Origin of the sequence: Microcoleus sp. FACHB-672, from assembly GCF_014695725.1 — a bacterium.
GTDB lineage: Bacteria > Cyanobacteriota > Cyanobacteriia > Cyanobacteriales > Oscillatoriaceae > FACHB-68.
On record NZ_JACJOU010000021.1, the window covers coordinates 39,931 to 61,955 of the forward strand.

At 48.1% G+C, this 22,025-nt stretch carries 16 protein-coding genes; 5 read left to right on the plus strand and 11 right to left on the minus strand.

Going from position 1 to position 22,025, the window contains the following annotated elements:
• Window positions 1-36 precede the first annotated feature (36 nt).
• From H6F56_RS17075 to H6F56_RS17100, 6 genes are all read right to left on the minus strand, one after another.
• The gene (locus H6F56_RS17075; RefSeq protein WP_190670403.1) at window positions 37-1,593 is read right to left on the minus strand and encodes a DUF5331 domain-containing protein; all 1,557 of its coding nucleotides are present in this window, start codon (window positions 1,591-1,593) and stop codon (window positions 37-39) included.
• Between the two features lie 139 nt (window positions 1,594-1,732).
• Window positions 1,733-2,599: a ferredoxin:protochlorophyllide reductase (ATP-dependent) iron-sulfur ATP-binding protein gene (gene bchL / locus H6F56_RS17080; RefSeq protein ID WP_190670407.1), complete on the minus strand. Its 867-nt coding sequence runs from the start codon at window positions 2,597-2,599 to the stop codon at window positions 1,733-1,735.
• A gap of 707 nt (window positions 2,600-3,306) precedes the next feature.
• Window positions 3,307-4,986, minus strand: coding sequence for an ATP-binding protein (locus tag H6F56_RS17085; protein ID WP_190670411.1), 1,680 nt, complete (start codon window positions 4,984-4,986; stop codon window positions 3,307-3,309).
• Window positions 4,987-5,178: 192 nt separating this feature from the next.
• On the minus strand, window positions 5,179-6,480 hold the full coding sequence (locus H6F56_RS17090; protein WP_242032057.1) for a sensor histidine kinase: 1,302 nt from the start codon (window positions 6,478-6,480) through the stop codon (window positions 5,179-5,181).
• A gap of 375 nt (window positions 6,481-6,855) precedes the next feature.
• Window positions 6,856-7,245 (minus strand): response regulator transcription factor, encoded by a 390-nt coding sequence (locus H6F56_RS17095; protein WP_190670415.1) that lies wholly within the window; start codon window positions 7,243-7,245, stop codon window positions 6,856-6,858.
• A 96-nt stretch (window positions 7,246-7,341) separates the two neighbouring features.
• Window positions 7,342-14,139: a HAMP domain-containing protein gene (locus tag H6F56_RS17100; protein ID WP_190670422.1), complete on the minus strand. Its 6,798-nt coding sequence runs from the start codon at window positions 14,137-14,139 to the stop codon at window positions 7,342-7,344.
• Between the two features lie 260 nt (window positions 14,140-14,399).
• On the opposite strand from H6F56_RS17100, the gene H6F56_RS17105 reads away from it, so the two are divergent.
• On the plus strand, window positions 14,400-14,591 hold the full coding sequence (locus tag H6F56_RS17105) for a hypothetical protein (protein WP_190670425.1): 192 nt from the start codon (window positions 14,400-14,402) through the stop codon (window positions 14,589-14,591).
• A 226-nt stretch (window positions 14,592-14,817) separates the two neighbouring features.
• Here the strand turns inward: H6F56_RS17105 and H6F56_RS17110 are convergent, their stop codons facing one another.
• The 5 genes from H6F56_RS17110 to H6F56_RS17130 all read right to left on the minus strand — a co-directional run bounded on the left by H6F56_RS17110 (window position 14,818) and on the right by H6F56_RS17130 (window position 18,337).
• A complete protein-coding gene (locus H6F56_RS17110; RefSeq protein ID WP_190670428.1) occupies window positions 14,818-15,426 on the minus strand; it encodes a vWA domain-containing protein in 609 nt (202 codons plus the stop codon).
• A gap of 181 nt (window positions 15,427-15,607) precedes the next feature.
• Window positions 15,608-16,210 (minus strand): vWA domain-containing protein, encoded by a 603-nt coding sequence (locus tag H6F56_RS17115; RefSeq protein ID WP_190670432.1) that lies wholly within the window; start codon window positions 16,208-16,210, stop codon window positions 15,608-15,610.
• Between the two features lie 128 nt (window positions 16,211-16,338).
• A complete protein-coding gene (locus H6F56_RS17120; RefSeq protein ID WP_190670435.1) occupies window positions 16,339-16,953 on the minus strand; it encodes a salt stress protein, Slr1339 family in 615 nt (204 codons plus the stop codon).
• A 196-nt stretch (window positions 16,954-17,149) separates the two neighbouring features.
• Window positions 17,150-17,755 (minus strand): vWA domain-containing protein, encoded by a 606-nt coding sequence (locus H6F56_RS17125; RefSeq protein WP_190670439.1) that lies wholly within the window; start codon window positions 17,753-17,755, stop codon window positions 17,150-17,152.
• 105 nt (window positions 17,756-17,860) lie between these two features.
• Complete coding sequence (locus tag H6F56_RS17130) at window positions 17,861-18,337, minus strand: NAD(P)H-quinone oxidoreductase subunit N (protein WP_190670443.1); 477 nt, start codon at window positions 18,335-18,337, stop codon at window positions 17,861-17,863.
• Window positions 18,338-19,411: 1,074 nt separating this feature from the next.
• On the opposite strand from H6F56_RS17130, the gene rplC reads away from it, so the two are divergent.
• From rplC to rplB, 4 genes are all read left to right on the plus strand, one after another.
• Window positions 19,412-20,047: a 50S ribosomal protein L3 gene (gene rplC, locus H6F56_RS17135; RefSeq protein ID WP_190670446.1), complete on the plus strand. Its 636-nt coding sequence runs from the start codon at window positions 19,412-19,414 to the stop codon at window positions 20,045-20,047.
• A 72-nt stretch (window positions 20,048-20,119) separates the two neighbouring features.
• The gene (gene rplD, locus H6F56_RS17140) at window positions 20,120-20,755 is read left to right on the plus strand and encodes a 50S ribosomal protein L4 (RefSeq protein WP_190670449.1); all 636 of its coding nucleotides are present in this window, start codon (window positions 20,120-20,122) and stop codon (window positions 20,753-20,755) included.
• Complete coding sequence (locus tag H6F56_RS17145) at window positions 20,748-21,050, plus strand: 50S ribosomal protein L23 (RefSeq protein WP_190670454.1); 303 nt, start codon at window positions 20,748-20,750, stop codon at window positions 21,048-21,050. Before rplD ends, H6F56_RS17145 begins: the two co-directional genes overlap by 8 nt.
• A gap of 93 nt (window positions 21,051-21,143) precedes the next feature.
• Window positions 21,144-22,007 carry a 50S ribosomal protein L2 gene (rplB, locus tag H6F56_RS17150; RefSeq protein ID WP_190670458.1) on the plus strand — a complete coding sequence of 288 codons (864 nt, stop codon included), beginning with the start codon at window positions 21,144-21,146 and terminating at the stop codon, window positions 22,005-22,007.
• Window positions 22,008-22,025: the final 18 nt, after the last annotated feature.

Sequence of the window (22,025 nt, forward strand, 5' to 3'; positions counted from 1 at the left end):
GTATAGGATTGCTGAAAATGAAGGTTGAACAAGACCTTACAAACCCGACAGCAAATCTTTCATTTCTGGATCATCGTCCGAATCCCATTCGTCCCGCGCCAGCGCATCCAGATCCGCTTCATCCAAGTCTGAGGAATCTTCACCTAAATCGCCAAAATTCATATCACCCAAGTCATCCTCTGAACTTTCATCGCCCAGAGAAGACATATCATCACCAAGATCGCCTAGATCCATGTCCCCAAAGGCATCAGTGGCATCGTCATCGAGAGCGCCCAAGCCCATATCATCATCGAGATCGTCGGAAACGCCGGCTCCAAATGCATCAGTGGCATCGTCATCGAGAGCGCCCAAGCCCATATCGTCATCGAGATCATCGGCAACGGCTACTCCAAATGCATCAGTGGCATCGTCATCGAGAGCGCCCAAGCCCATATCGTCATCGAGATCGTCGGCAACGGCTACTCCAAACGCATCGGTGGCATCGTCATCGAGAGCGCCCAAGCCCATATCGTCATCGAGATCGTCGGCAACGCCGGTTCCAAAGGCATCGGTAGAATCGTCATCGAGAGCGCCCAAGCCCATATCATCATCGAGATCGTCGGCAACGCCGGTTCCAAAGGCATCGGTGGCATCGTCATCGAGAGCGCCCAAGCCCATATCATCATCGAGATCGTCGGCAACGGCTACTCCAAACGCATCGGTAGAATCGTCATCGAGAGCGCCCAAGCCCATATCGTCATCGAGATCATCGGCAACGGCTACTCCAAAGGCATCGGTAGAATCGTCATCTAGAGTGCCCAAGCCCATATCATCGAGATCGTCGGATGTATCATCATCAAAGCCGGCGGGAGCCACTGCATCAAAATCATCCGAAGAGTCTTCATCAAGCTCATCAAGGCCGATGCCACCTAGCTCATCATCGGATATATCTTCATCGAAGTCAGCAACAGCCACCGCCCCGAAGTTAGCAGAAGATTCTTCATCGAGCGGATCAAGCCCCATATCCACCAGATCGTCATCGTCGGAAGACTCTTCATCAAAGTCAGGGGTAGACTCTGACAAGCCACTGAGACCTATCCCTCCCAATTCATCATCGGGTAAGTCTTCATCAAAGTCATCGGTGGTGTCTTCCATCATTGCTACTGCGGCAGCTACACCGAGCACGCCAACACCGGCAACCGCTGCCAAAGGTATGCCCATGTTTACACCCGTTAACTCATCTAAGTTTTCGGTAGCTGAGCTAATAGGTGCCGATGCCGAGATGGATGTCGTTGTCAGTTGCTCTTCATAAACCGCCGGTTCGCCGGTTGGGCTATTACCGAGTGCGATGTCTGGATCGAAATTCAACCCCAACACTTCTATCAGGGTTTCTGCATCTGGATTTAGCTTAGAAAAGGGCAGCATTAACTGTGCTAGCTTGGGTTCTAGCGCATTCATCGCGCCCAGGATGAAGTAAGAAGTGGGGCGTCTACCACCATCGGGGGTTTTAACGGCTGCCACTTTGATATGCAGGCTCAGCCAGTCATGATTGGCTTGGTAATATTGCAACCACTTTTGTTTTAAAGCACTTGAGAAGTCATCGAAAAAAGCCATAGTTGCTATCCCCCGTCTTGCTGCAACAAAGTATGATTTTTTGTGTTTCAAGAACCGCAGTCTTGTACTGAATCATACTAGCCAATCAGCTACCCTCGCTCCCTCTTATCCTGGTTGTTTGGGTGTGTACTGCTGTGAGCTATACCATCATCAGGTCTAATTTTTCTTCTTCGCTGGTGGCTTTGGGCTGAGTCGGGTTGAGGTAGAAGTCAGACAGCAAGGAGAACAACTCCCGATCTGGGGCATCGTTGGGCACGACACCTTCTGGACGAGCTAGGATTTGGTCGGCGATGTTGAGGTAGTAGTCGCAGACGTAGTTGAGGGAAGGGTCTGTCTCTGCCATTTCAAACAAAGTTTTGCCTTTGACGCGAGAGACGCGAATATCTTCAATCAGCGGCAGGACTTCTAACACCGGCATCGGCACGGCTTCGATATATTTTTCGATTAAATCGCGCTTGGAGGTGCGGTTACCAATTAAGCCGGCGAGGCGCAAGGGGTGGGTACGGGCTTTTTCCCGTACGGATGCGGCAATTCGGTTGGCGGCAAACAAGGCGTCAAATCCGTTGTCGGTGACAATTATGCAGTAGTCAGCATAGTTGAGGGGGGCTGCAAATCCACCGCAAACCACGTCTCCGAGAACGTCAAACAAAATTACGTCGTATTCGTCGAAGGCGTTAAGTTCTTTGAGCAGTTTCACGGTTTCGCCCACGACGTAACCGCCACAACCGGCACCCGCAGGAGGCCCGCCGGCTTCTACGCAATCAACGCCGCCATAGCCTTTGTAAATAACGTCTTCTGGCCAAACGTCTTCGTAGTGATAATCCTTTTCTTGCAGCGTGTCAATAATCGTGGGAATCAGGAAGCCGGTGAGGGTAAATGTGCTGTCGTGCTTCGGATCGCAGCCGATTTGCAACACTTTTTTACCGCGTCTTGCTAGAGCCACGGAGATATTACAGCTGGTTGTAGATTTACCGATTCCGCCTTTTCCGTAAACTGCTAGTTTCACTCTCGTAATCTCCTTAAATAGTTGCGTCTCAAATCTTTAATGTCTATGAATGCCACGTTTAGCCGGCACTTTGGCGCTGCTCTTCCAGTTCAGCCTTGCTTTCGTCTGTTCTGGTTGTTGAAAGCATTATTGTCCATATTCCCCTGAAAAGAAAGGGGTTAAATCGATAGATCAGGGCTTAAAAGCTCTTTGTACCGTTCTTACAGGTCATAATACCGCTTAATCTTCTTTCTATTCTTTTTTAAGCTTTATTAAAGATTTTAAATATAGTTGATGTATTAATTTTTATAAAAATACGAACAAAAAGCAAAAATTTTACTAAGTAAGGACAAACAACCTCTAGCCGGCTTGCTCTGATCAAGCGAGCCGGTGCGATATTTTCACCTCAAAGAGCCTGTGGGGAAGCATTTTGGCTCAGTAATCCCTATCGATCCCAGCCCGATTCTCTGGGGACATTCCTTGCAACGAGTCAAGTGAAACTACCGGATTTAGGGGCTAAGCAATTTATTTGAGATTTTTGTTAAGAATATTTAAATGTTTAAGATATCTATGAAAACCCTTCAGAGGCGTAGGTCTAGGCAACAACTTTCTGGGCAAATTCTGAGCAATTTATCCTGAATTGGCCCATCTGGAACCCTCAAAAATCCCTGGTTAGGCTGATCAGCTGATTATGAGCCGATCCCAATGGAGCTAGCACCCTTTACGGCTTATTCGGTTTTCTTGCCGATCTTTGGCCAAGTAAAGCGAAAGGCTGTCCCTTCACCTTCTTCAGAGTCTATAGAGATCATGCCGCCTTCACTTTCAACAATTTTTTTGACCAAAGACAACCCAATGCCGGTGTTCTCTGTCGTATCGCGTGATTGTAACGTTTGAAAAATGACAAACACTCGTTCGTGATATTGCGGCGCAATCCCCGGCCCATCATCAGCTACAGAAAACTCATAGAAATCTTTTTTCTCTTCAACCGTAACCTTCACACAACCATCAGGGCGATCATGGTGCTTTATGGCATTACTGAGCAAATTAGAAAAGACTTGTTCTAAAAGCAACCGCGAGGTTTTTAACGTTGGCATTCCAGGGCAAACTTCAACCGTAAACGCGGGTGGCGGGGCGAGAGAATCGATCACATCTTTGAGGATTGCCTCAACAGAGACCGTTTCTAATTCCGTCTTCAACCGCCCCACACGGGAGTATTCGAGGATACCATTAATTAAATTTTCCATGCGATGCACGCGCCCTCGCAGTAGATTCATTTGGTGTTGCGTATCCTCACTCAGCTTGTCCTCCAAGTCTTCTTCCAGCCACATTGAGAGGTTAGCAATTGCCCGCAGTGGCGCTTTCAAATCGTGGGAGATCACATAAGCAAACTGATCGAGTTCTTGGTTGCGTTTCTCCAAAGCTGTGTTCGTCTGCGTCAGCACAATCGTCAAGCGGGCTAGTTCCTCTGCGCGTGATGAAAGTGTTTCCTGTGCTTGTTTGGCTTCAGTGATGTCAATCATCAGTCCTCGCACCTTCACGACAGCGCCTTCGTGATCGTGGACAATATAAGCTCTGTTTCGCAACCACAGTAGCTGACCATCTGCGGCCACACATCTATACTCAAACTGATGATCTCTGCCGGCGAGGGTTTCCGTTCGTGCAAAAGCTTGCGCCCAGTCGCGATCATCGGGATGGAAAAGGCTAAGCCAGAAATCTGGTTCCTCTGTCCATTTGTCTAGAGGATAGCCCAGAATTTGTTCAGCACTTTGGCTGACAAATGTAAATTTCTCAGTGAAGGGATCGGCTTCCCAAAAGATTGCGTGACCTAAACCATTGACTAAATCGCGAAACCGCTGTTCTGCAGATTCAGCTTGCCCCCGTGCTGTTTGCTCGCTTTTTAACAATTGATCTTTGAGCCGGTTTGCCGCTTCTAATTGGGCGGTTCGCTCCAAGACTCGTTGTTCTAGGTCTCTATTTAGGCTGGAAATTTCTTCGGCTTGTCTTTTAACTTCTGCTGTCTTCTTGAACAGATCAACAAATACTGAAACTTTAGAGATTAAGATTTCTGGTTCAATGGGTTTAAACAGGTAATCCACCGCCCCCAGAGAGTAACCTTGAAATACAAATGAATCGCTTTTGCTAAATGCTGTTAGAAAAATAATCGGGGTGAGCCGCGTCCGCTGTCTTTCTCTAATCAGCGTTGCTGTCTCAAATCCATCTATCCCTGGCATTTGGACATCAAGCAGGATAACAGCAAAATCTTGATGCAGCAGACATCTTAAGGCTTCTTCGCCAGATTGGGCTTTGACTAAATTCTGACCGAGTCCTTCTAGGATGGCCTCTAAGGCCAGCAAGTTTTTGGGATGGTCGTCAACGAGGAGAATGTTAGCTTTTGGTTCGGCTTGCATATTGTCTAGCGGATAAATAGTTAAACAGGTAAAATGAACAATAAGGTTAAACTTTCAATTTCAAATTGTACCTTAAATTAATTAAAGGGATGTGAAAAAGATTGCTGTTAATAAACAAATTGGGTGAAAGTAAGCCTACTTTTTTAATTTAAGCTAAATCATAATTTATAAAAAAAAAAAATTCAAAGCGCTTCACTCAAGCTTTTTAGAAGTGAGGGGCAGAAAAATCGTAAATACCGCTCCTTCAGGCGCTTTACTGTGAACGCTAATGTTTCCTCCGTGGGCTACAACAATACGCCGAGCAATGGCTAGTCCCAAGCCCGTTCCACCTTTCTTGCGAGAGGAATCGGCTGTATAAAACTCTTCAAAAATATGGGGGAGATCAGTTTCGCTGATCCCTGCTCCCTGATCTTGGATTTGGACAGCAACTTTAGAGCCTTCTACTCGCCCAGAAACAAATATTCTAGAGTTTGACACGGAATACTTAATCGCATTATCTAGGATGTTTAAAAAAGCTTGCAGTAACCGTTCTGGATCGCCTTGGATCTGCACGTCGGGCATATCTTGCTGGATACTCATTCCTTTGGTTTGCATCCGCAGTTCCATTGCACTCTCAGCTCGGTTGATGAGATATTGAAGACTCAAAGGTTGCTTCTCCAAATGAACAACACCGGCTTCGAGCCGGCCTAAATCCAGCAAATCTTGGATCAGCCGTGACAGGCGCACTGTCTCATCCTGTGCAGTTCGGATAAACCGGGCGCGTAACTCCGGTTCTTCAGCAGCTCCTCTTTCTAGAGCTTCCAGGGTCACTGTAACATTGCTAACGGGAGTGCGGAGTTCGTGAGATACATTTGCCAGGAAGGCTCGCCGTTCATTATCGAGTGAAGCCAGCCGTTCGCTCATCCGGTTCAATTCAATGGCTAATTGCCCTAGTTCATCGTTGCCCAAGATGTTGAGCTTCTCTCCTAAATGACCACTGCCAAGGCGCACGGCAAACCGGGACATGGCTTGGATCGGCGTTGCCATGCTGCGGGCGAGCCATAAACTAATCGCAGCACAGAGCAAGAACGTTAAGATCAGGGTTCCCAGAACCGTAGAAATGATCGTTCTAAACTGGCGCTGGAACTGAGTGAGGGTTAGGGACATCCGCAAAAGACCGATCAGCCGACCATTGCGGTTTAGTGGCTGCGCGACGAACACTCTGTCATCATTTGAAAGAACACCTTTGCCAAAGCCTAGCACCCGCTTGTTTTGAAGTCCTTTTCTAACGCCTGGAATCTTTAACCAGTCTTTTATTTGCCAATCTATTTGTGGAGAGGAGGTAGACAAGAGGCGGCCTTCTGGCCCAAAGATTCGCAGATTGATGGTTTCGGGTGCACCGTAGCGTTTTACAAGCAATTCTACTTGCCTCAAATCGTTGTCTTCAAGCGCATCGGCTACGCTTTCGCTCAAAGGGGTAGACCAGGTCTCTAATTCTGCCTGTTTTGTTTTCATGAAAGAGGCGTGGAAAGCCCACAAAAGGTAGCCGGCTAGGAGCGATGTACCGAGTGCAGTTAGCCCTAGGTAAGTGGCTAAAAGTTTGGCGTGAATGGAATTCCATTTAATCCGAATGGTAACTCACCTCCTTAAGGCGATTCGTCAGTGATGATTTATTATGAAATCGTGAAGCTGAATTGTGGCCTTCAGCTTCCGATTTCAACCAGCTAAAAATTTATTAATTGCGGCTTTTTGTTGTGGCAGACAAACAAAGTAAAAACCTAATAACCAACTATTTATTAAAGCGAAAGCTAGCTTTCTGTTTTTACTGCCGGCGGACATCTCAACGTCAAATATTATGAACGATTTTATCCATTTATCGTAATCACATTGTTATTTTATTTGTGAAGAATTTGAGCTACGGGTACACCGGCGCAAGATAGCTTCGATTCGGGCCAGCAGCTCACGAGTGTTAAAAGGTTTGGTGAGATAATCATCTGCCCCGGCTTTTAACCCCCAAACTTTGTCTGCATCGTGATCTTTGGCAGTCAAAATCAGGATCGGAACATCCGAGAAAGCGCGAATGCGCCAGCAAAGTTCCATTCCATCCATTCCCGGTAACATTAAGTCCAAAATAATAATATCTGGCACTTTTTGTTTCACCATTTCTAGTGCAGTTAGTCCATCTCCTGCTGTCATCACTTTATAGCCTTCTTGCACTAAAGAAAACGTGAGACTCGCCCGAAGTGGTTCTTCATCATCAACTAATAAAACGTGATACATGGCGGATTTAAAATTAATATTCCAACATTGAGCTTTGAAATTTGGAAAATGAAGAATTGAAAAGTTTTAAGCCTCTCAATTCTTCCTTCTCCCTGTTTACTGATAGAGCCAGACTCGCAGTAGCGAGAGCAACTGCTCAGTATCAACCGGCTTGGTAATATAGTCAGACGCACCGGCTTCCAAGCTTTTTTCCCGATCACCTTTCATGGCTTTAGCCGTGAGGGCGATCATCGGGAGAGAGCGGAATTTAGAAATTTGGCGGATATGGCGCATGGCTTCATACCCATCCATTGTTGGCATCATCACATCCATCAAGACAACATCAATGTCCGGTATTGTTTGCAACTTAGAAATGCCATCAGCCCCGCTTTCGGCATTTAAGACGTGCATTTGATGGCGCTCTAACATACTGGTTAGCGCGAAGATATTGCGGACATCGTCATCTACGATCAAGACTTTTTTGCCGACCAGAAGCGGGTCTATTTGATACAGCTTTTCAATCATTTGCCGTTTGGGTTCGGGCAAATTCTCTTGAACCCGGTGTAGGAACAAAGCCGTTTCATTAAACAGACTTTCTGGCGAACTCAAGACTTTAATGATGATGCTTTCAGAAATCCGCTTGAGTTCCAATGCTTGCTGTTCAGTTAAGGTTTTCTCGGTGTAAACGATAATGGGCAGAGGGACACCAGCGCCTGAGCCGGCGGTCAACTCCTGAGTGATCTGCTCAATCAGTTCCAACCCGTTCATATCAGGTAGATCCAAATCGATGACCACACAATCGTAGGGCCGGCCTACAGCATCATCCGTCCCGACTTTTAGAGCTGAGAGCGCCTCCTCACCCGTTCCCGCTACAGTGGTGACGACGTCGCTGTTGCCGATCAATTCGACAATATTTTGACGCTGATTTTCGTTAACAACCACCACCAGCAAGTTCTTCACCGGACGCTCAACAAAACGTTTGATATTCACCAACCCCTCAACCAGCGCCTCGCTGCTAACAGGCTTTTGCAGATAAGCCAGCGCTCCCATTTTCAACCCCCGCTGCCGCGCCGCCTCAACCGTGAGGATATGAACCGGGATATGACGAGTTGCCGGGTTATGCTTTAAACGATCAAGAACCGTCCAGCCGTCCATTCCTGGCAGCCGGATATCGAGCATGATGGCGTGGGGTTGAAGTTCCTGGGCCATCGTCAAGCCGCTTTCGCTACGCAATGCCACAAGCCCTTTAAAGCCGACCTGTCGTGCCAGATCTAAGAGGATACGGGCGAAGTTCATGTCGTCCTCCACAATCAACAGCATCTGATCGCCGGGTTGAATATTATCGCGATCGTCACTTAGTTGCTGCGAGATCGCGAAGGAGGAAGGATCGTTGTTGAAGCCTTGCAGGGATTCTGAGTCAGGAGCGCCGTTAGAGGTAGAATTCTCTTTACTCGGGGCGCGAAGCAACGGGGCTTCCTCCTTACGCTTATCTGGATTCCATTGCCGGAATTGTGCGAGATTGCTGCTACGCCCTCCGTCGGAATCGCGCCGCTCCAGCGATAGGTAGTGCAAGTCTTCAGGCTTGGGAGGGTTCACCGGCGGCATATAGGTTTGGGGCAAGTAGAGGGTGAAGGTACTGCCGTGGCCGAGGCTGCTAACTAAGACAATTTCTCCGCCGAGGAGTCGGGCGATTTCGCGGCTGATGGACAAGCCCAAGCCGGTGCCGCCATATTTGCGGCTGGTGGTGCCATCTGCCTGCTGGAACGCTTCAAAAATGACTTTTTGTTTTTCGGGGGCGATGCCGATGCCGGTGTCCATCACGGCGAAAGCGACGACAGTCTGGGCGCGATTTAATGTTTCCTGCTCAGGACTCCATCCCTGGATAGCTTGCTCTACTCGCAACCGCACCTCTCCAGAGTCTGTAAATTTAAAGGCGTTGGAGAGCAAATTTTTCAGCACTTGCTGCAAGCGTTTCGAGTCGGTATAGATCGCCCTCGGCAGCTTCTCATCAAAAACAAGGCTGAAGCTCAAGCCCTTATCCTGGGCGACTTGACGGAACGTGCGCTCCATCTGGTTGGACAAATCTGTAAACAGCAGCGGATCAATTTCCACTGACATGGTTCCGGATTCAATTTTGGCCAAATCGAGGATGTCATTAATCAAGCCCAGCAGATCGGTGCCGGCAGAATGAATGGTGCGGGTGTATTCCACCTGCTTGGGGCTAAGATTGCCATCGGCGTTATCTGAAAGCAGTCGGGCTAAAATTAACAAGCTATTGAGCGGCGTCCGCAACTCGTGCGACATATTCGCCAAAAACTCTGACTTGTATTTAGAAGTAAGCGCCAACTGTTCGGCTTTCTCCTCCACAGACTGCCTCGCCTGTTCAATCTCACCATTCTTGCGTTCAACTTCCCGGTTTTGATCGGACAGCAACCGCGCCTTTTCTTCGAGTTCTTCGTTGGTTTGCTGCAACTGTTCCTGCTGGTTTTTCAGCAGTTCCTCAGAAGCTTTCAATGATTGAGCTTGCTGTTCTAATCGCTTGTTCGTCTCTGTCAGTTCTTTCTGCTGGGTTTGCAGTTCTTCTGCCAGTGCTGTGGACTGTTTGAGTAATTCCTCAGTCCGCATACTGGCGGCGATTGTATTGAGCACGATGGCAATACTTTCCGTGAGCTGATCGAAGAACGTCAGGTGAATCTCACTAAAGCGGCGGAACGAGGCTAATTCAATCACCGCCGTCACTTGCCCCTCAAACAACACCGGCAGCACAACGGCATTAAGCGGCGTCGATTCCCCTAAACCAGAGCTGATCTTGATATAGTCGTTCGGCACCTCAGTTAGCAGAATTCGTTCCCGCTCCAAAGCACACTGTCCGACTAACCCTTCACCCAAGTGGAACTGATTTGCCAGATGCTTGCGCTCACGATAAGCATAAGTGCTGAGGAGTTTCAAAAAGGGTTGATGCGTGATCCCGGCTTCCATGAGGTAGAACACCCCATGTTGAGCGGAAACCAAAGGAGCCAATTCTGAGAGGATGAGTTTGGAAACCGTCTCCAAGTCTCGCTGACCCTGTAGCATCCGGGTAAACTTAGCCAAATTGGTCTTCAACCAGTCTTGCTCAGTGTTTTTCTGCGTTGTTTCTCGCAGGTTGGCAATCATCTGGTTGATGTTGTCTTTAAGGACGGCCACCTCGCCTTCGGCTTGGACGTTAATGGTTCGGGTCAAATCGCCCTTCGTCACGGCGGTTGCAATTTCAGCAATCGTTCGGATCTGGGTGGTTAAATTCGCTGCCAGTTCGTTCACGTTGTCTGTCAGCGCCCTCCAGGTTCCCGCAGCACCCGGCACTTTGGCCTGACCACCCAGTTTGCCTTCAATGCCCACTTCTCGCGCTACTGTAGTAACTTGATCGGCAAACGTCGCCAGCGTGTCGATCATCTCGTTGATCGTGTCGGCTAAGGTTTCAATTTCCCCCTTTGCCTCTAGCATCAGTTTCCGCTTCAAGTCACCATTAGCAACTGCCGTGACCACGCGGGCAATGCCTCGCACTTGGGCTGTCAGATTGCCGGCCATTGAGTTCACGTTGTCGGTAAGGTCTTTCCAGGTGCCGGCGACGCCCTTGACATCTGCCTGACCGCCTAATTTCCCTTCCGAACCAACTTCTCGCGCCACCCGTGTAACTTCTGAAGCAAACGAGCTGAGCTGATCCACCATAACGTTAATGGTGTTCTTCAGATCCAAAATCTCGCCTTTGACATCAACGGTAATCTTCTTAGAAAGGTCGCCGTTTGCCACCGCTTTGGTTACTTCGGCAATATTCCGCACCTGGGCTGTGAGGTTACCGGCCATCGAGTTCACGTTGTCGGTTAAGTCTTTCCAGGTGCCGGCAACGCCCTTAACATACGCCTGCACACCCAATTTGCCCTCGGTTCCCACCTCTCGCGCCACCCGCGTGACTTCCGAGGCAAACGAGCTGAGCTGATCCACCATGATGTTTATGGTGTTTTTCAGCTCTAAAATTTCACCTTTAACGTCAACCGTAATTTTCTTAGACAGATCCCCGTTTGCTACAGCCGTCGTCACTTCCGCAATATTCCGCACCTGGGCTGTGAGATTACCGGCCATTGAGTTAACGCTGTCGGTTAAGTCTTTCCAGGTGCCGGCTACCCCTCGAACTTCCGCTTGTACGCCTAATTTCCCTTCGGTTCCCACCTCTCGCGCCACCCGCGTGACTTCTGAAGCGAAGGAGTTGAGCTGATCCACCATAACGTTGACGGTGTTTTTCAGCTCTAAAATTTCCCCTTTAACATCAACCGTAATCTTCTTAGAAAGGTCGCCGTTAGCTACAGCCGTCGTTACAGCCGCAATGTTTCGCACTTGCGCGGTTAATGAGCCGGCCATGAAATTCACGCTATCGGTTAAATCTTTCCAGGTGCCGGCGACTCCGCGCACATCTGCCTGACCGCCTAATTTCCCTTCCGAACCCACCTCTCGCGCCACCCGTGTTACTTCCGAGGCAAACGAGCTGAGCTGATCCACCATGACGTTGATCGTGTTTTTCAGCTCTAAAATTTCACCTTTCACCTGTACGGTAATTTTCTTGGAGAGGTCGCCATTTGCGATTGCGGTTGCCACCTCCGCAATGTTCCGCACCTGGGCTGTCAGGTTACCGGCCATTGAGTTCACGTTGTCGGTTAAGTCTTTCCAGGTGCCGGCGACGCCTCGGACTTCCGCTTGCACGCCTAATTTCCCTTCGGTTCCCACCTCTCGCGCCACCCGTGTTACTTCCGAGGCAAACGAGCTAAGCTGATCCACCATGACGTTGATCGTGTTTTTCAGCTCTAAAATTTCACCTTTAACGTCAACCGTAATTTTCTTGGAGAGGTCGCCATTTGCAATCGCGGTTGCCACTTCGGCAATGTTCCGCACTTGGGCGGTTAGATTGCCGGCCATTGAGTTCACGTTGTCGGTTAAGTCTTTCCAGGTGCCGGCAACCCCTCGCACTTCCGCTTGCACACCCAATTTCCCCTCAGTTCCCACCTCTCGCGCCACCCGTGTTACTTCTGAGGCGAAGGAGTTGAGCTGATCCACCATGATGTTTATGGTGTTTTTCAGCTCTAAAATTTCCCCTTTAACGTCAACCGTAATTTTCTTCGAGAGATCCCCGTTCGCTACAGCCGTCGTCACTTCCGCAATATTCCGCACTTGGGCGGTTAATGAGCCGGCCATGAAATTAACGCTATCCGTTAAATCTTTCCAGGTGCCGGCAACCCCCTTAACATCTGCTTGACCGCCTAATTTCCCTTCCGAACCCACCTCTCGCGCCACCCGCGTGACTTCTGAGGCGAAGGAGTTGAGCTGATCGACCATGATGTTGATGGTGTTTTTCAGCTCTAAAATTTCACCTTTTACGTCAACCGTAATTTTCTTGGAAAGGTCTCCGTTCGCTACAGCCGTCGTCACCTCTGCAATATTCCGCACTTGGGCGGTTAGATTGCCGGCCATTGAGTTAACGCTATCCGTTAAGTCTTTCCAGGTGCCGGCAACCCCTCGCACTTCCGCTTGTACGCCTAATTTGCCTTCGGTTCCCACCTCTCGCGCCACCCGCGTGACTTCTGAGGCAAAGGAGTTGAGCTGATCCACCATGATGTTGATGGTGTTTTTCAGCTCTAAAATTTCACCTCTAACGTCAACGGTGATTTTCTTGGAAAGGTCGCCATTAGCTACAGCTGTCGTGACTTCGGCAATATTCCGCACTTGGGCGGTTAATGAGCCGGCCATGAAATTTACGCTATCTGTTAAATCTTTCCAGGTGCCGGCAACGCCTCGAACTTCCGCTTGTACACCTAATTTCCCTTCCGAACCGACTTCTCGCGCCACCCGTGTCACTTCTGAGGCAAAGGAGTTGAGCTGATCCACCATGATGTTGACGGTATTTTTCAGCTCTAAAATTTCACCTTTTACGTCAACCGTAATTTTCTTAGACAAATCCCCATTAGCTACAGCCGTCGTCACTTCCGCGATGTTCCGAACTTGGGCGGTTAAGTTACCGGCCATTGAGTTAACGCTATCTGTTAAATCTTTCCAGGTGCCGGCGACTCCGCGCACATCTGCCTGCACACCTAATTTGCCTTCGGTTCCGACTTCTCTCGCTACCCGTGTTACTTCTGAGGCAAAAGAGTTGAGCTGATCCACCATGATGTTGATCGTGTTTTTCAGCTCTAAAATTTCGCCTTTTACATCTACGGTAATTTTCTTAGAAAGGTCGCCGTTTGCAACTGCTGTCGTGACTTCCGCAATATTCCGAACTTGGGCGGTTAAGTTACCGGCCATTGAATTAACGCTATCCGTTAAATCTTTCCAGGTGCCGGCGACGCCTTGAACTTCGGCTTGCACGCCTAATTTCCCTTCCGAACCGACTTCTCGCGCCACCCGTGTTACTTCTGAGGCGAAGGAACTCAGTTGATCAACCATTGTGTTGACAATTTTGGCGGTTTGAAGGAATTCTCCTTTTAGGGGTCGGCCTTCTATTTCGGGTGCGATCTTTTGCGATAAATCACCATTTGCAACCGCCCGAATGACTCTGGCAGTTTCGGCTGTGGGCTGGACTAAATCTGTGATGAGGGTATTGACAGAATTAACGCTTGCTGTCCAAGAACCGCCGGCGTTTCCTAGTGATGCCCGCTGGGTAATTTTACCTTCTTTCCCAACAACGGTGCCAATCCGCTCTAATTCAGCGGCCATCCTTTCATTGAGTTCGATGATATCGTTGAGCGTATCCGCAATTTTACCCGCCGTGCCGGTCTGATCGAGGGGCATCCGCACAGAAAAATCACCTTTCTTGACAGCGGCGAGTATTCTTAATAGCTGTTTTTCATCTAAATCGTCTGTACGATCTTGGACTGCTTGATTGCTTGACATAGCTGATTCCTTTTGCCGGTTGATGAGTGAGCAGTGGTGGGCGAATAATTATTAGATTTACTTATTACGCGTAGCGATTTAACAGGAAAACTTGATATGATTCTCCTAAGTAAGCGAATAACTAACCGCAGTTAACCTGCTAGTTAGTCTTGATTCGAGTTGCCTGTTAATGGGTTATAGAGGCTTTTCCCATCTTCCCTTCTCTGCTTGTGTCTAGTGGTATATAGCCTTGACCCTAGAGAAAGGAAACGGCTGTTTTTTTGCAACCCTGTATTTACGTCTTTGGATACCGGCTGCCGGTGATTGCTGGCGAAATCTTAGGCTTTAAGGAAGATAATGCCGGTGACTTCTCTGCTCATTATCTGGCAAAAATGTACCTAGACATCTCTGCCGGAAGGAGGATGATAAAAGTTAAGTGCAGTGTAAAAGTTAAAAGCTTAGCGGCAAGATGAGCCGTTTTTAAGCTTTCAATCATTTATCTTGCATATTCAATTGGATGATCTATGGGAGTGCTGCGGGTGCGGTGGAGATGAAGGTAAAAGGTAAAAGACAGCAAAAAGTGACGAGCTTGCATTCGGGTTCGTCACTTTTTACAATTTAAGGGGAAATAGCTTTTAACTTTTGGGTAAAGTTTTTCTGGTTCTCTCCCACAAAGTATGCAAGTTGATTGCATATTTATTAATCATTAATGGCACTGAGCAGCACTTCTGCTAGGGTGACATCTGCCATATCATCGATGGTAATCGTGTCACAAATATCGAATTTCGCGCCGGCACCTTGCAATTCATCATCCAATGCCTTTAAAAATCGGCTGGCGGTGGCGTCCGATCCGACTTGTATGATAGAAATGCCGAGTTCTTCATCGCGATCCATGCGGCGAGATGCTTCAATAATTGCTTTCATCACGGCTTTGCGATCATCGGGTTCCCCATCTGTCACCACTAAAATGGTTTCGCCGCCGGCTTTTATCTGTCCCGCTGCTTTACGCTGAAAATACTGATTGGTTGCATCTTGCAACACAGCGGCGAGGTTGGTTGTGCCGGCAGGATCGTTTTCTTGAAAAATCTGTCCAACTTTACTAGAAGTTACATTTTCGTAGCGTTTAAATCGGCTGGAAAATAGGTAAACTGTAATCCCATCCGGGTCAAATTGCTCACATTTGCGCGCGAGTGCCAAAGTAGACTCTTGCGCTGCTTCCCAACGACTTCTGCCACCTGCCTGATCTGGGGTAGACATACTGCCGCTTTTATCAATAATTAATGTAAAATCCCGATTTTCTACTGCCATAATTGACCTTTCAGATGTTAGTTGTTAGCAAGGAGTGAAGGGGATTCTCCAAAATCATAATCTAGCTGCCGGTAAGGACGGGTTTAGGAAATTAGCTTTCTCGTTGAAAGTCTATTTTGTTTAAAACCCGTCCTTGTCTAAATTATTGATTTGGAGAATTAATCAAAGAATTCATGGCTCGTTAGTCTGCAATCGCATTCAGCAGCACTTCTGTTAAAGTCAACCCTTCCATGTCATCCAGGGTAACTGTATCGACAATATCAAATTTTGCGCCGGCACCTTGCAATTCATCATCCAAAGCTTTCAGAAACCGGGTTGCTGTTTGATCATTGCCAACCTGAATAAATGAGATCGCCAATTCTTCATCTCGCTCCATTTGACGGGAGGTATCAATAATTACCTTCATCACCGCCCTGCGATCATCGGGTTCTCCATCTGTTATGACTAAAATTGTTTCGCCATTGGCTTTTGTTTGACCTCCTGCTTTACGCTTTAAGTAATTACTGGTGGCATCTTGTAAAACAGCAGCCAGGTTTGTTGTACCTGATGGATCGTTTTCTTGAAAAATCTGTGCAACTTTACTAGAAGTTACATTTTCATAGCGTTTAAACTTGCCTGAAAACAGGTAAACTGTAATCCCATCCGGGTCAAATTGCTCGCATTTCCGTGCGAGTGCCAGAGTAGATTCTTGTGCCGTATCCCAACGACTTCTGCCAGTTGCCGGTTCTGGCGTAGACATACTACCGCTTTTATCGATGATTAAGGTGTAATCACGAGCTTCCAAAGTATTACCTCCTTTGACCAAGAGAAAACCTCCTGTGCTATTATGGCTTGTGGATCTAGCCTATCCCACTTTCCCAGCAATCCCGAAGCAATTTTAAATTTTTCAATTTCAATTTTCTAAAATCGCTTTTACGGGGTTTCTTGCAAAGCTTGCAAATAATCAATCGCCGCCTCTTGTTTTGAAGGATATTTATAAGCAAACTCTTCAAACCAGAGTCCTTCATCTGACAGAGGATCTAAAGTTTTTAACCAAGCTTGCGCTTGTTTGCTGATTGCTTCCCGCTGTTGCTGTTTTAGCTTTTCCTGGCGGATCTGTTCTTCTTTAAGCTGTTGCTGTCTTTTCTGTTCCTCAGCTTTGGCTTCCTCCTCGTACTCACCTTTAAGTTCCGCTAATAAGTTATTTTCTGGTAAGGAAACAAAATTGTTCAGCAACCCGTTTTCGTGTATAGTAGATGATGTGAGTTGCGGAAATACAGAAATTTCCTCAGTTAAGTTAGGCAGTCCGTTTACTTTTGCCGCCTTCACAGAACTTAGAGCATTTGTCTCTTCATACTCGCGCTTAAGTTCTGCTAATAAGTTATTTTCCGGTAAAGTAGCGAAATTACTGAGCAATACGTTTTCGCTTGCAGCCGATGCTGTCGCGGGTTTTGCAGTTAAGTCAGTGAGTGGTTTTGGTTCTGCTGGCTCCACAGAACTCTGATATTCTGTTTTAACGTCAGCTAATAAGCGCTCTATCGATTCCATACATTTAACCCCTAAAGGTTTTTAACAACCGTTGCAACAATGATATTGATAAGCGAGCATTCAGCTATTAGGGATCAACTGTTAGGGGTGAAAACTGGAGGGTTTCTGGCGCTTCAGAATCATTCCCCAGTTTCACGTCTTCTGCCGGCACGGTTTTCAGTGGTTGCCGGCTGAATGCTTCCTTTAGTCGGTTCCCTTAATCAATAATGGCATTGAGCAATACTTCTGTCAGGGTCAGATCTTCCATATCATCCATTGTGATAGTATCGACAATGTCAAACTTCGCGCCGGCACCTTGCAGATCGTCATCCAGCGCTTTGAGAAACTGAGTCGCAGTGGCATCTGTACCGACTTGCACGAACGAAATTGCCAATTCTTCATCGCGATCCAGCCGGCGAGACGCTTCAATGATGACTTTCATCACGGCTTTGCGATCATCCGGTTCCCCGTCTGTCACCACCAAAATTGTCTCCCCATTCGATTTAGTCTGGCGGGCTGCTTTGCGTTGAAAATAACTGTTAAGCGCATCAACCAAGACGCCGGCTAAATCAGTTCTTCCAGAAGGCTCATTTTCTTGAAATATCTGGGAGACTCTGTTGGATGTAACGTTGTCGTAGCGTTTAAATCGGCCTGAGAACAGGTAAACTGTCAATCCATCGGGGTCAAATTCCTCACATTTACTCGCTAAAGCAAGGGCAGACTCCTGCATCGCAACCCAGCGACTTTTACCTCCCTGTTGATCTTTCGTGGACATACTCCCGCTTTTATCAATAATTAAGGTATAGTCACGGTTTTCCAGCATAAGGATCTCCCCAATAGACTCAGTTTTCTTAAAAGGTATTAAAACCAGCCAGATGATTTAAGGAGTAGGGGTAAGCAAATGGGTTTCCCCTCTCCTTCTTTCCCCTTAAGCGGGAACCAACATATCCTTAAGCGGCATCCAGCGGAAGAAACGATCGCCACCCATCTCAATTGCGATCTTCACCCGGGGTTCTATCTTAGGCAAAGTCGTTAAATATTCAATTTCCTGGCGTGACAGGATCTGTCCTTCCAGCATCCAAAGTACCAGTCCTTTTGACTTGCGCGGTAACTGGGCTAATTGGGTGCTTATCAGTGCCGGCACATAATAGGTATAGCCAACTGCACCCTCATTGCCAGTGCCTTTTTTACCGAGGTGAGGGGGACGTACTCCATGAGTGCCGGTTAAATAGGCTGCCAAATCCCCTAAACCCCGCGCAGAAAGGTTGTAAGTGTTGTAACCGGCAGCCCTAACCCGGCGCTGATAGCGCCCCTCATATCCCCCTTCTAAAGGTACATACAGTCCCAGCGCCCCGTGCTTTTCCAGATCACGGATTAACCCGCCCCCCGTAGTAATCAGTGCCATAACTGTGCCGTCTACCTTTTTATAGTTTTGTTAATGCCTGCTGGAATTTTACCGTGAATTGGGGTGGCTGAGGTTGCACAGGGCAAGCCGGTGATACCGAGTTGTTCATACGTGTCGGGGAAAACTTCGCCCCGACTGCACGGGACTTCCAATCCCTGAGTGCGAGTATTGCGGGGAAATCATAAACGGCATGACACTATAAACTAACAGATTTTGAAATGCATCGAAATGCAATAAACTTGACTAACGTTATAGATTCAAAATACTTATTCGGAATATTTTAAAAAATTTCAAGTAATCGCATCATTAGGCTGGGTTTGCTGTTTTCAAATCAAAGAGCAAGCTTTTTTTAAGGACAAAAACATTAATCCTTGATTTTCCCATCAAAATTAATCAACTCAGGTGTCAATCAATGTTACATTAGAAAGATTCTAGTTGAGCTTTCTGAAATCGAAACGGCTGACTCCTGGCTCCGTAAGCGTTAATGCTCTGTAGCACAACCAGCCGGCCCATTGCCGAAACCGTTGATGTTCGCATTGGGCCAGAGTTTCATTCCCTCGTCTAAATAAATTTTGAGATTTATGTAGACAAGTGCCGCAAGATGGTTTAGTATCTTAGATTGTCGGCAAAAATTCAGGCAAACACCTCCTCGCAAGAGAGGTAAACGCTCGGAAGTGTTGACAGAGGTGGAACAGAAGCCCCTAGTCTATCCTGAGCAGATCCAAAGTATGTGACACTGCGCTTCTAAAGGATCGGCAAAGCAGGAAAAAAGATCGAGGGCACTGTTGTCCCACTGGGTCAGCAAAGAGCTGTCGCTTCTAAGTCGGATACTAAGCAGCAAACTGCTTAAGTCCAAAAGGGAAACCTCCGCAAGCCGAAGTAAATGCTCGGCAAATGGCAGCTTTTAAAAGGCTGATTAAATTGTTGGTAAATCGCCCTCACAGTTAATCTCCTAAAAGGTTAGGAGATTGCTGTTGGCTGGTTGTTCTGACAAAGGTTTATGGGAGCAAAGGTCATAAGTCGCACCCGTAATCCGAATATATAGTAGTGCGTAAAAGGGAGACCCTTAAACCCGTGGCTGTAGGTATTATTGGCACAAAACTCGGCATGACCCAAGTATTTGACGCTGAAGGAAGATCGATTCCTGTCACCGTCATACAAGCCGGTCCATGCCCCGTTACACAGATTAAAACCAAACAAACAGATGGCTACACAGCCATCCAAGTCGGATACGGCGATGTGAAACCGAAAGCTCTTAATAGACCCCTGCTGGGACATCTGGCCAAGTCCAGTACCACGCCGGTGCGTCACCTGCTTGAGTATCGCTTGGATAACACCGGCGAGTATGAACTGGGGCAGCAACTTAAAGCCGATATTTTCACCGCCGGCCAAATTGTAGATGTCGTTGGCACCAGCATCGGTAAAGGCTTCGCCGGCTATCAAAAACGACACAACTTTAAGCGCGGGCCAATGGCTCACGGTTCCAAAAATCACAGACTACCCGGTTCCACCGGCGCAGGCACAACCCCCGGTCGGGTTTACCCTGGCAAGCGGATGGCCGGTCGCCTGGGTGGCAAACAAATCACCATTCGCAAGCTGGAAATCGTTCGCGTAGATGCCGAGCGCAACCTGCTGCTAATTAAAGGAGCCGTTCCTGGTAAACCCGGAGCCTTACTCAGTATCAAGCCGGCAACAATAGTAGGTCGGTAGTCATTTGTCAAGCGTCATTTGCAGGCGAAATAAAGACAAAAGACAAAAGACAAAAGACAAAGGACAAAAAACATGGTTACTTGTGTAGTGCGAGACTGGCAAGGACAAGAAGTCTCCGAAGCAACGCTAGATTTAAGAGTGGCGAAAGAAGAAAACGCCGCGCACATTGTCCACAGAGCATTAAGACTGCAACAGGTCAATGGGCGGCAAGGAACAGCCAGCGCCAAAACCAGAGCAGAAGTCAGAGGTGGCGGACGCAAACCCTGGCGTCAGAAAGGAACAGGTCGCGCCCGTGCCGGTTCTATCCGTTCACCCCTATGGCGGGGCGGCGGCGTAATCTTTGGACCCAAACCCAGAGATTATGACATCAAAATGAACCGCAAAGAGCGGCGTCTGGCGCTTCGGACCGTTCTCCAAAGTCGGGCCAGCGAAGACATGATCGTGGTGAGCGACTTTAAAGAACAGCTATCGCGCCCAAAAACCAAAGAATTATTGGCCGCCTTCACGCGTTGGGGAATTGAGCCAGACGCCAAGGTTCTGTTGATCTTGGACGAGCGAGAAGAAAACGTTTATTTATCAGCTCGCAACGTCGCAAAATTAAAGCTCCTCTCAGCAGCAAACTTGAATATTTTTGATCTGCTTCATGCAGACAAAATTGTTGTGAGTGCAGAGGCACTGGCTAAAATTCAGGAGGTGTACAGTGAGTGAATACAATCAGCGCGGGCTAGCCGATTTAATCCATCGCCCAATCGTTAGCGAAAAAGCAACGATGTTAATGGAACTCAACAAATACACATTTGAAGTTGTTCCTAAAGCGACCAAACCAGAAATTAAAGCTGCAATTGAATACCTGTTTAATGTCAAAGTCCTGAGTGTCAACACTCAAAGACCGCCGCGTAAAAAGAAACGGGTTGGGCGATTTGTTGGGTTCAAAGCGCTCTACAAACGCGCAATTGTAACTTTGGCACCGGGTGATACCATCACCTTGTTCCCAGAAGTCTAAGTTCGCCAGATGGCAGTGGCATCACCGAAGCGAGCGAAGGGCCACTAACAGCGGACAGTAGACAACAGACAACTGACAACTGAGAAAAAAGTTATGGGCATCCGTTCTTACCGGCCATACACACCAAGCACCCGCCAACGCACCGTCTCCGACTTTTCCGAGGTGACGCGTGATGAGCCAGAAAAATCGCTAACGACTTCACGACACCGCCCGAAAGGCCGGAATAATCGTGGTGTTATTACAACCCGGCACCGGGGCGGGGGCCACAAGCGCCTCTACCGGATTGTTGACTTTCGCCGTAATAAACACAATATCCCAGCGAAAGTTGCAGCGATTGAGTACGATCCGAACCGCAACGCTCGGCTTGCACTGCTGTACTACCAAGATGGAGAAAAGCGTTACATTCTTCATCCCGTTGGGTTAGCCGTCGGCACCCACATCATTTCCGGACCTGAATCCCCTATCGAAATTGGCAACGCCTTGCCTTTGGGCAATATCCCGTTAGGGACAGCCGTCCACAACGTAGAACTGACACCCGGTCGGGGTGGCCAAATTGTTCGGGCTGCCGGCGCAACCGCTCAGGTAATGGCCAAAGAAGGCAACTATGTCACCCTCAGACTGCCTTCTGGTGAAGTCCGGATGGTGCGGCGCGAATGCTATGCCACCATTGGCCAAGTTGGCAACCTTGATGCCAGAAACATCAAAGTTGGCAAAGCCGGGCGGACTCGCTGGAAAGGCATCCGGCCCACTGTTCGAGGCAGCGTGATGAACCCTGTTGATCACCCACACGGTGGTGGTGAGGGTAAAGCGCCAATCGGTAGATCCGGCCCAGTGACACCTTGGGGTAAACCAGCTTTGGGTGCCAAGACTCGTAAGCGCAAGAAACAAAGTAGCGCTCTAATTGTGCGCCGTCGCCGTAAATCCTCCAAACGAGGGCGTGGCGGTAGAGAGTCCTAGAATTTTCAATTTTAGATT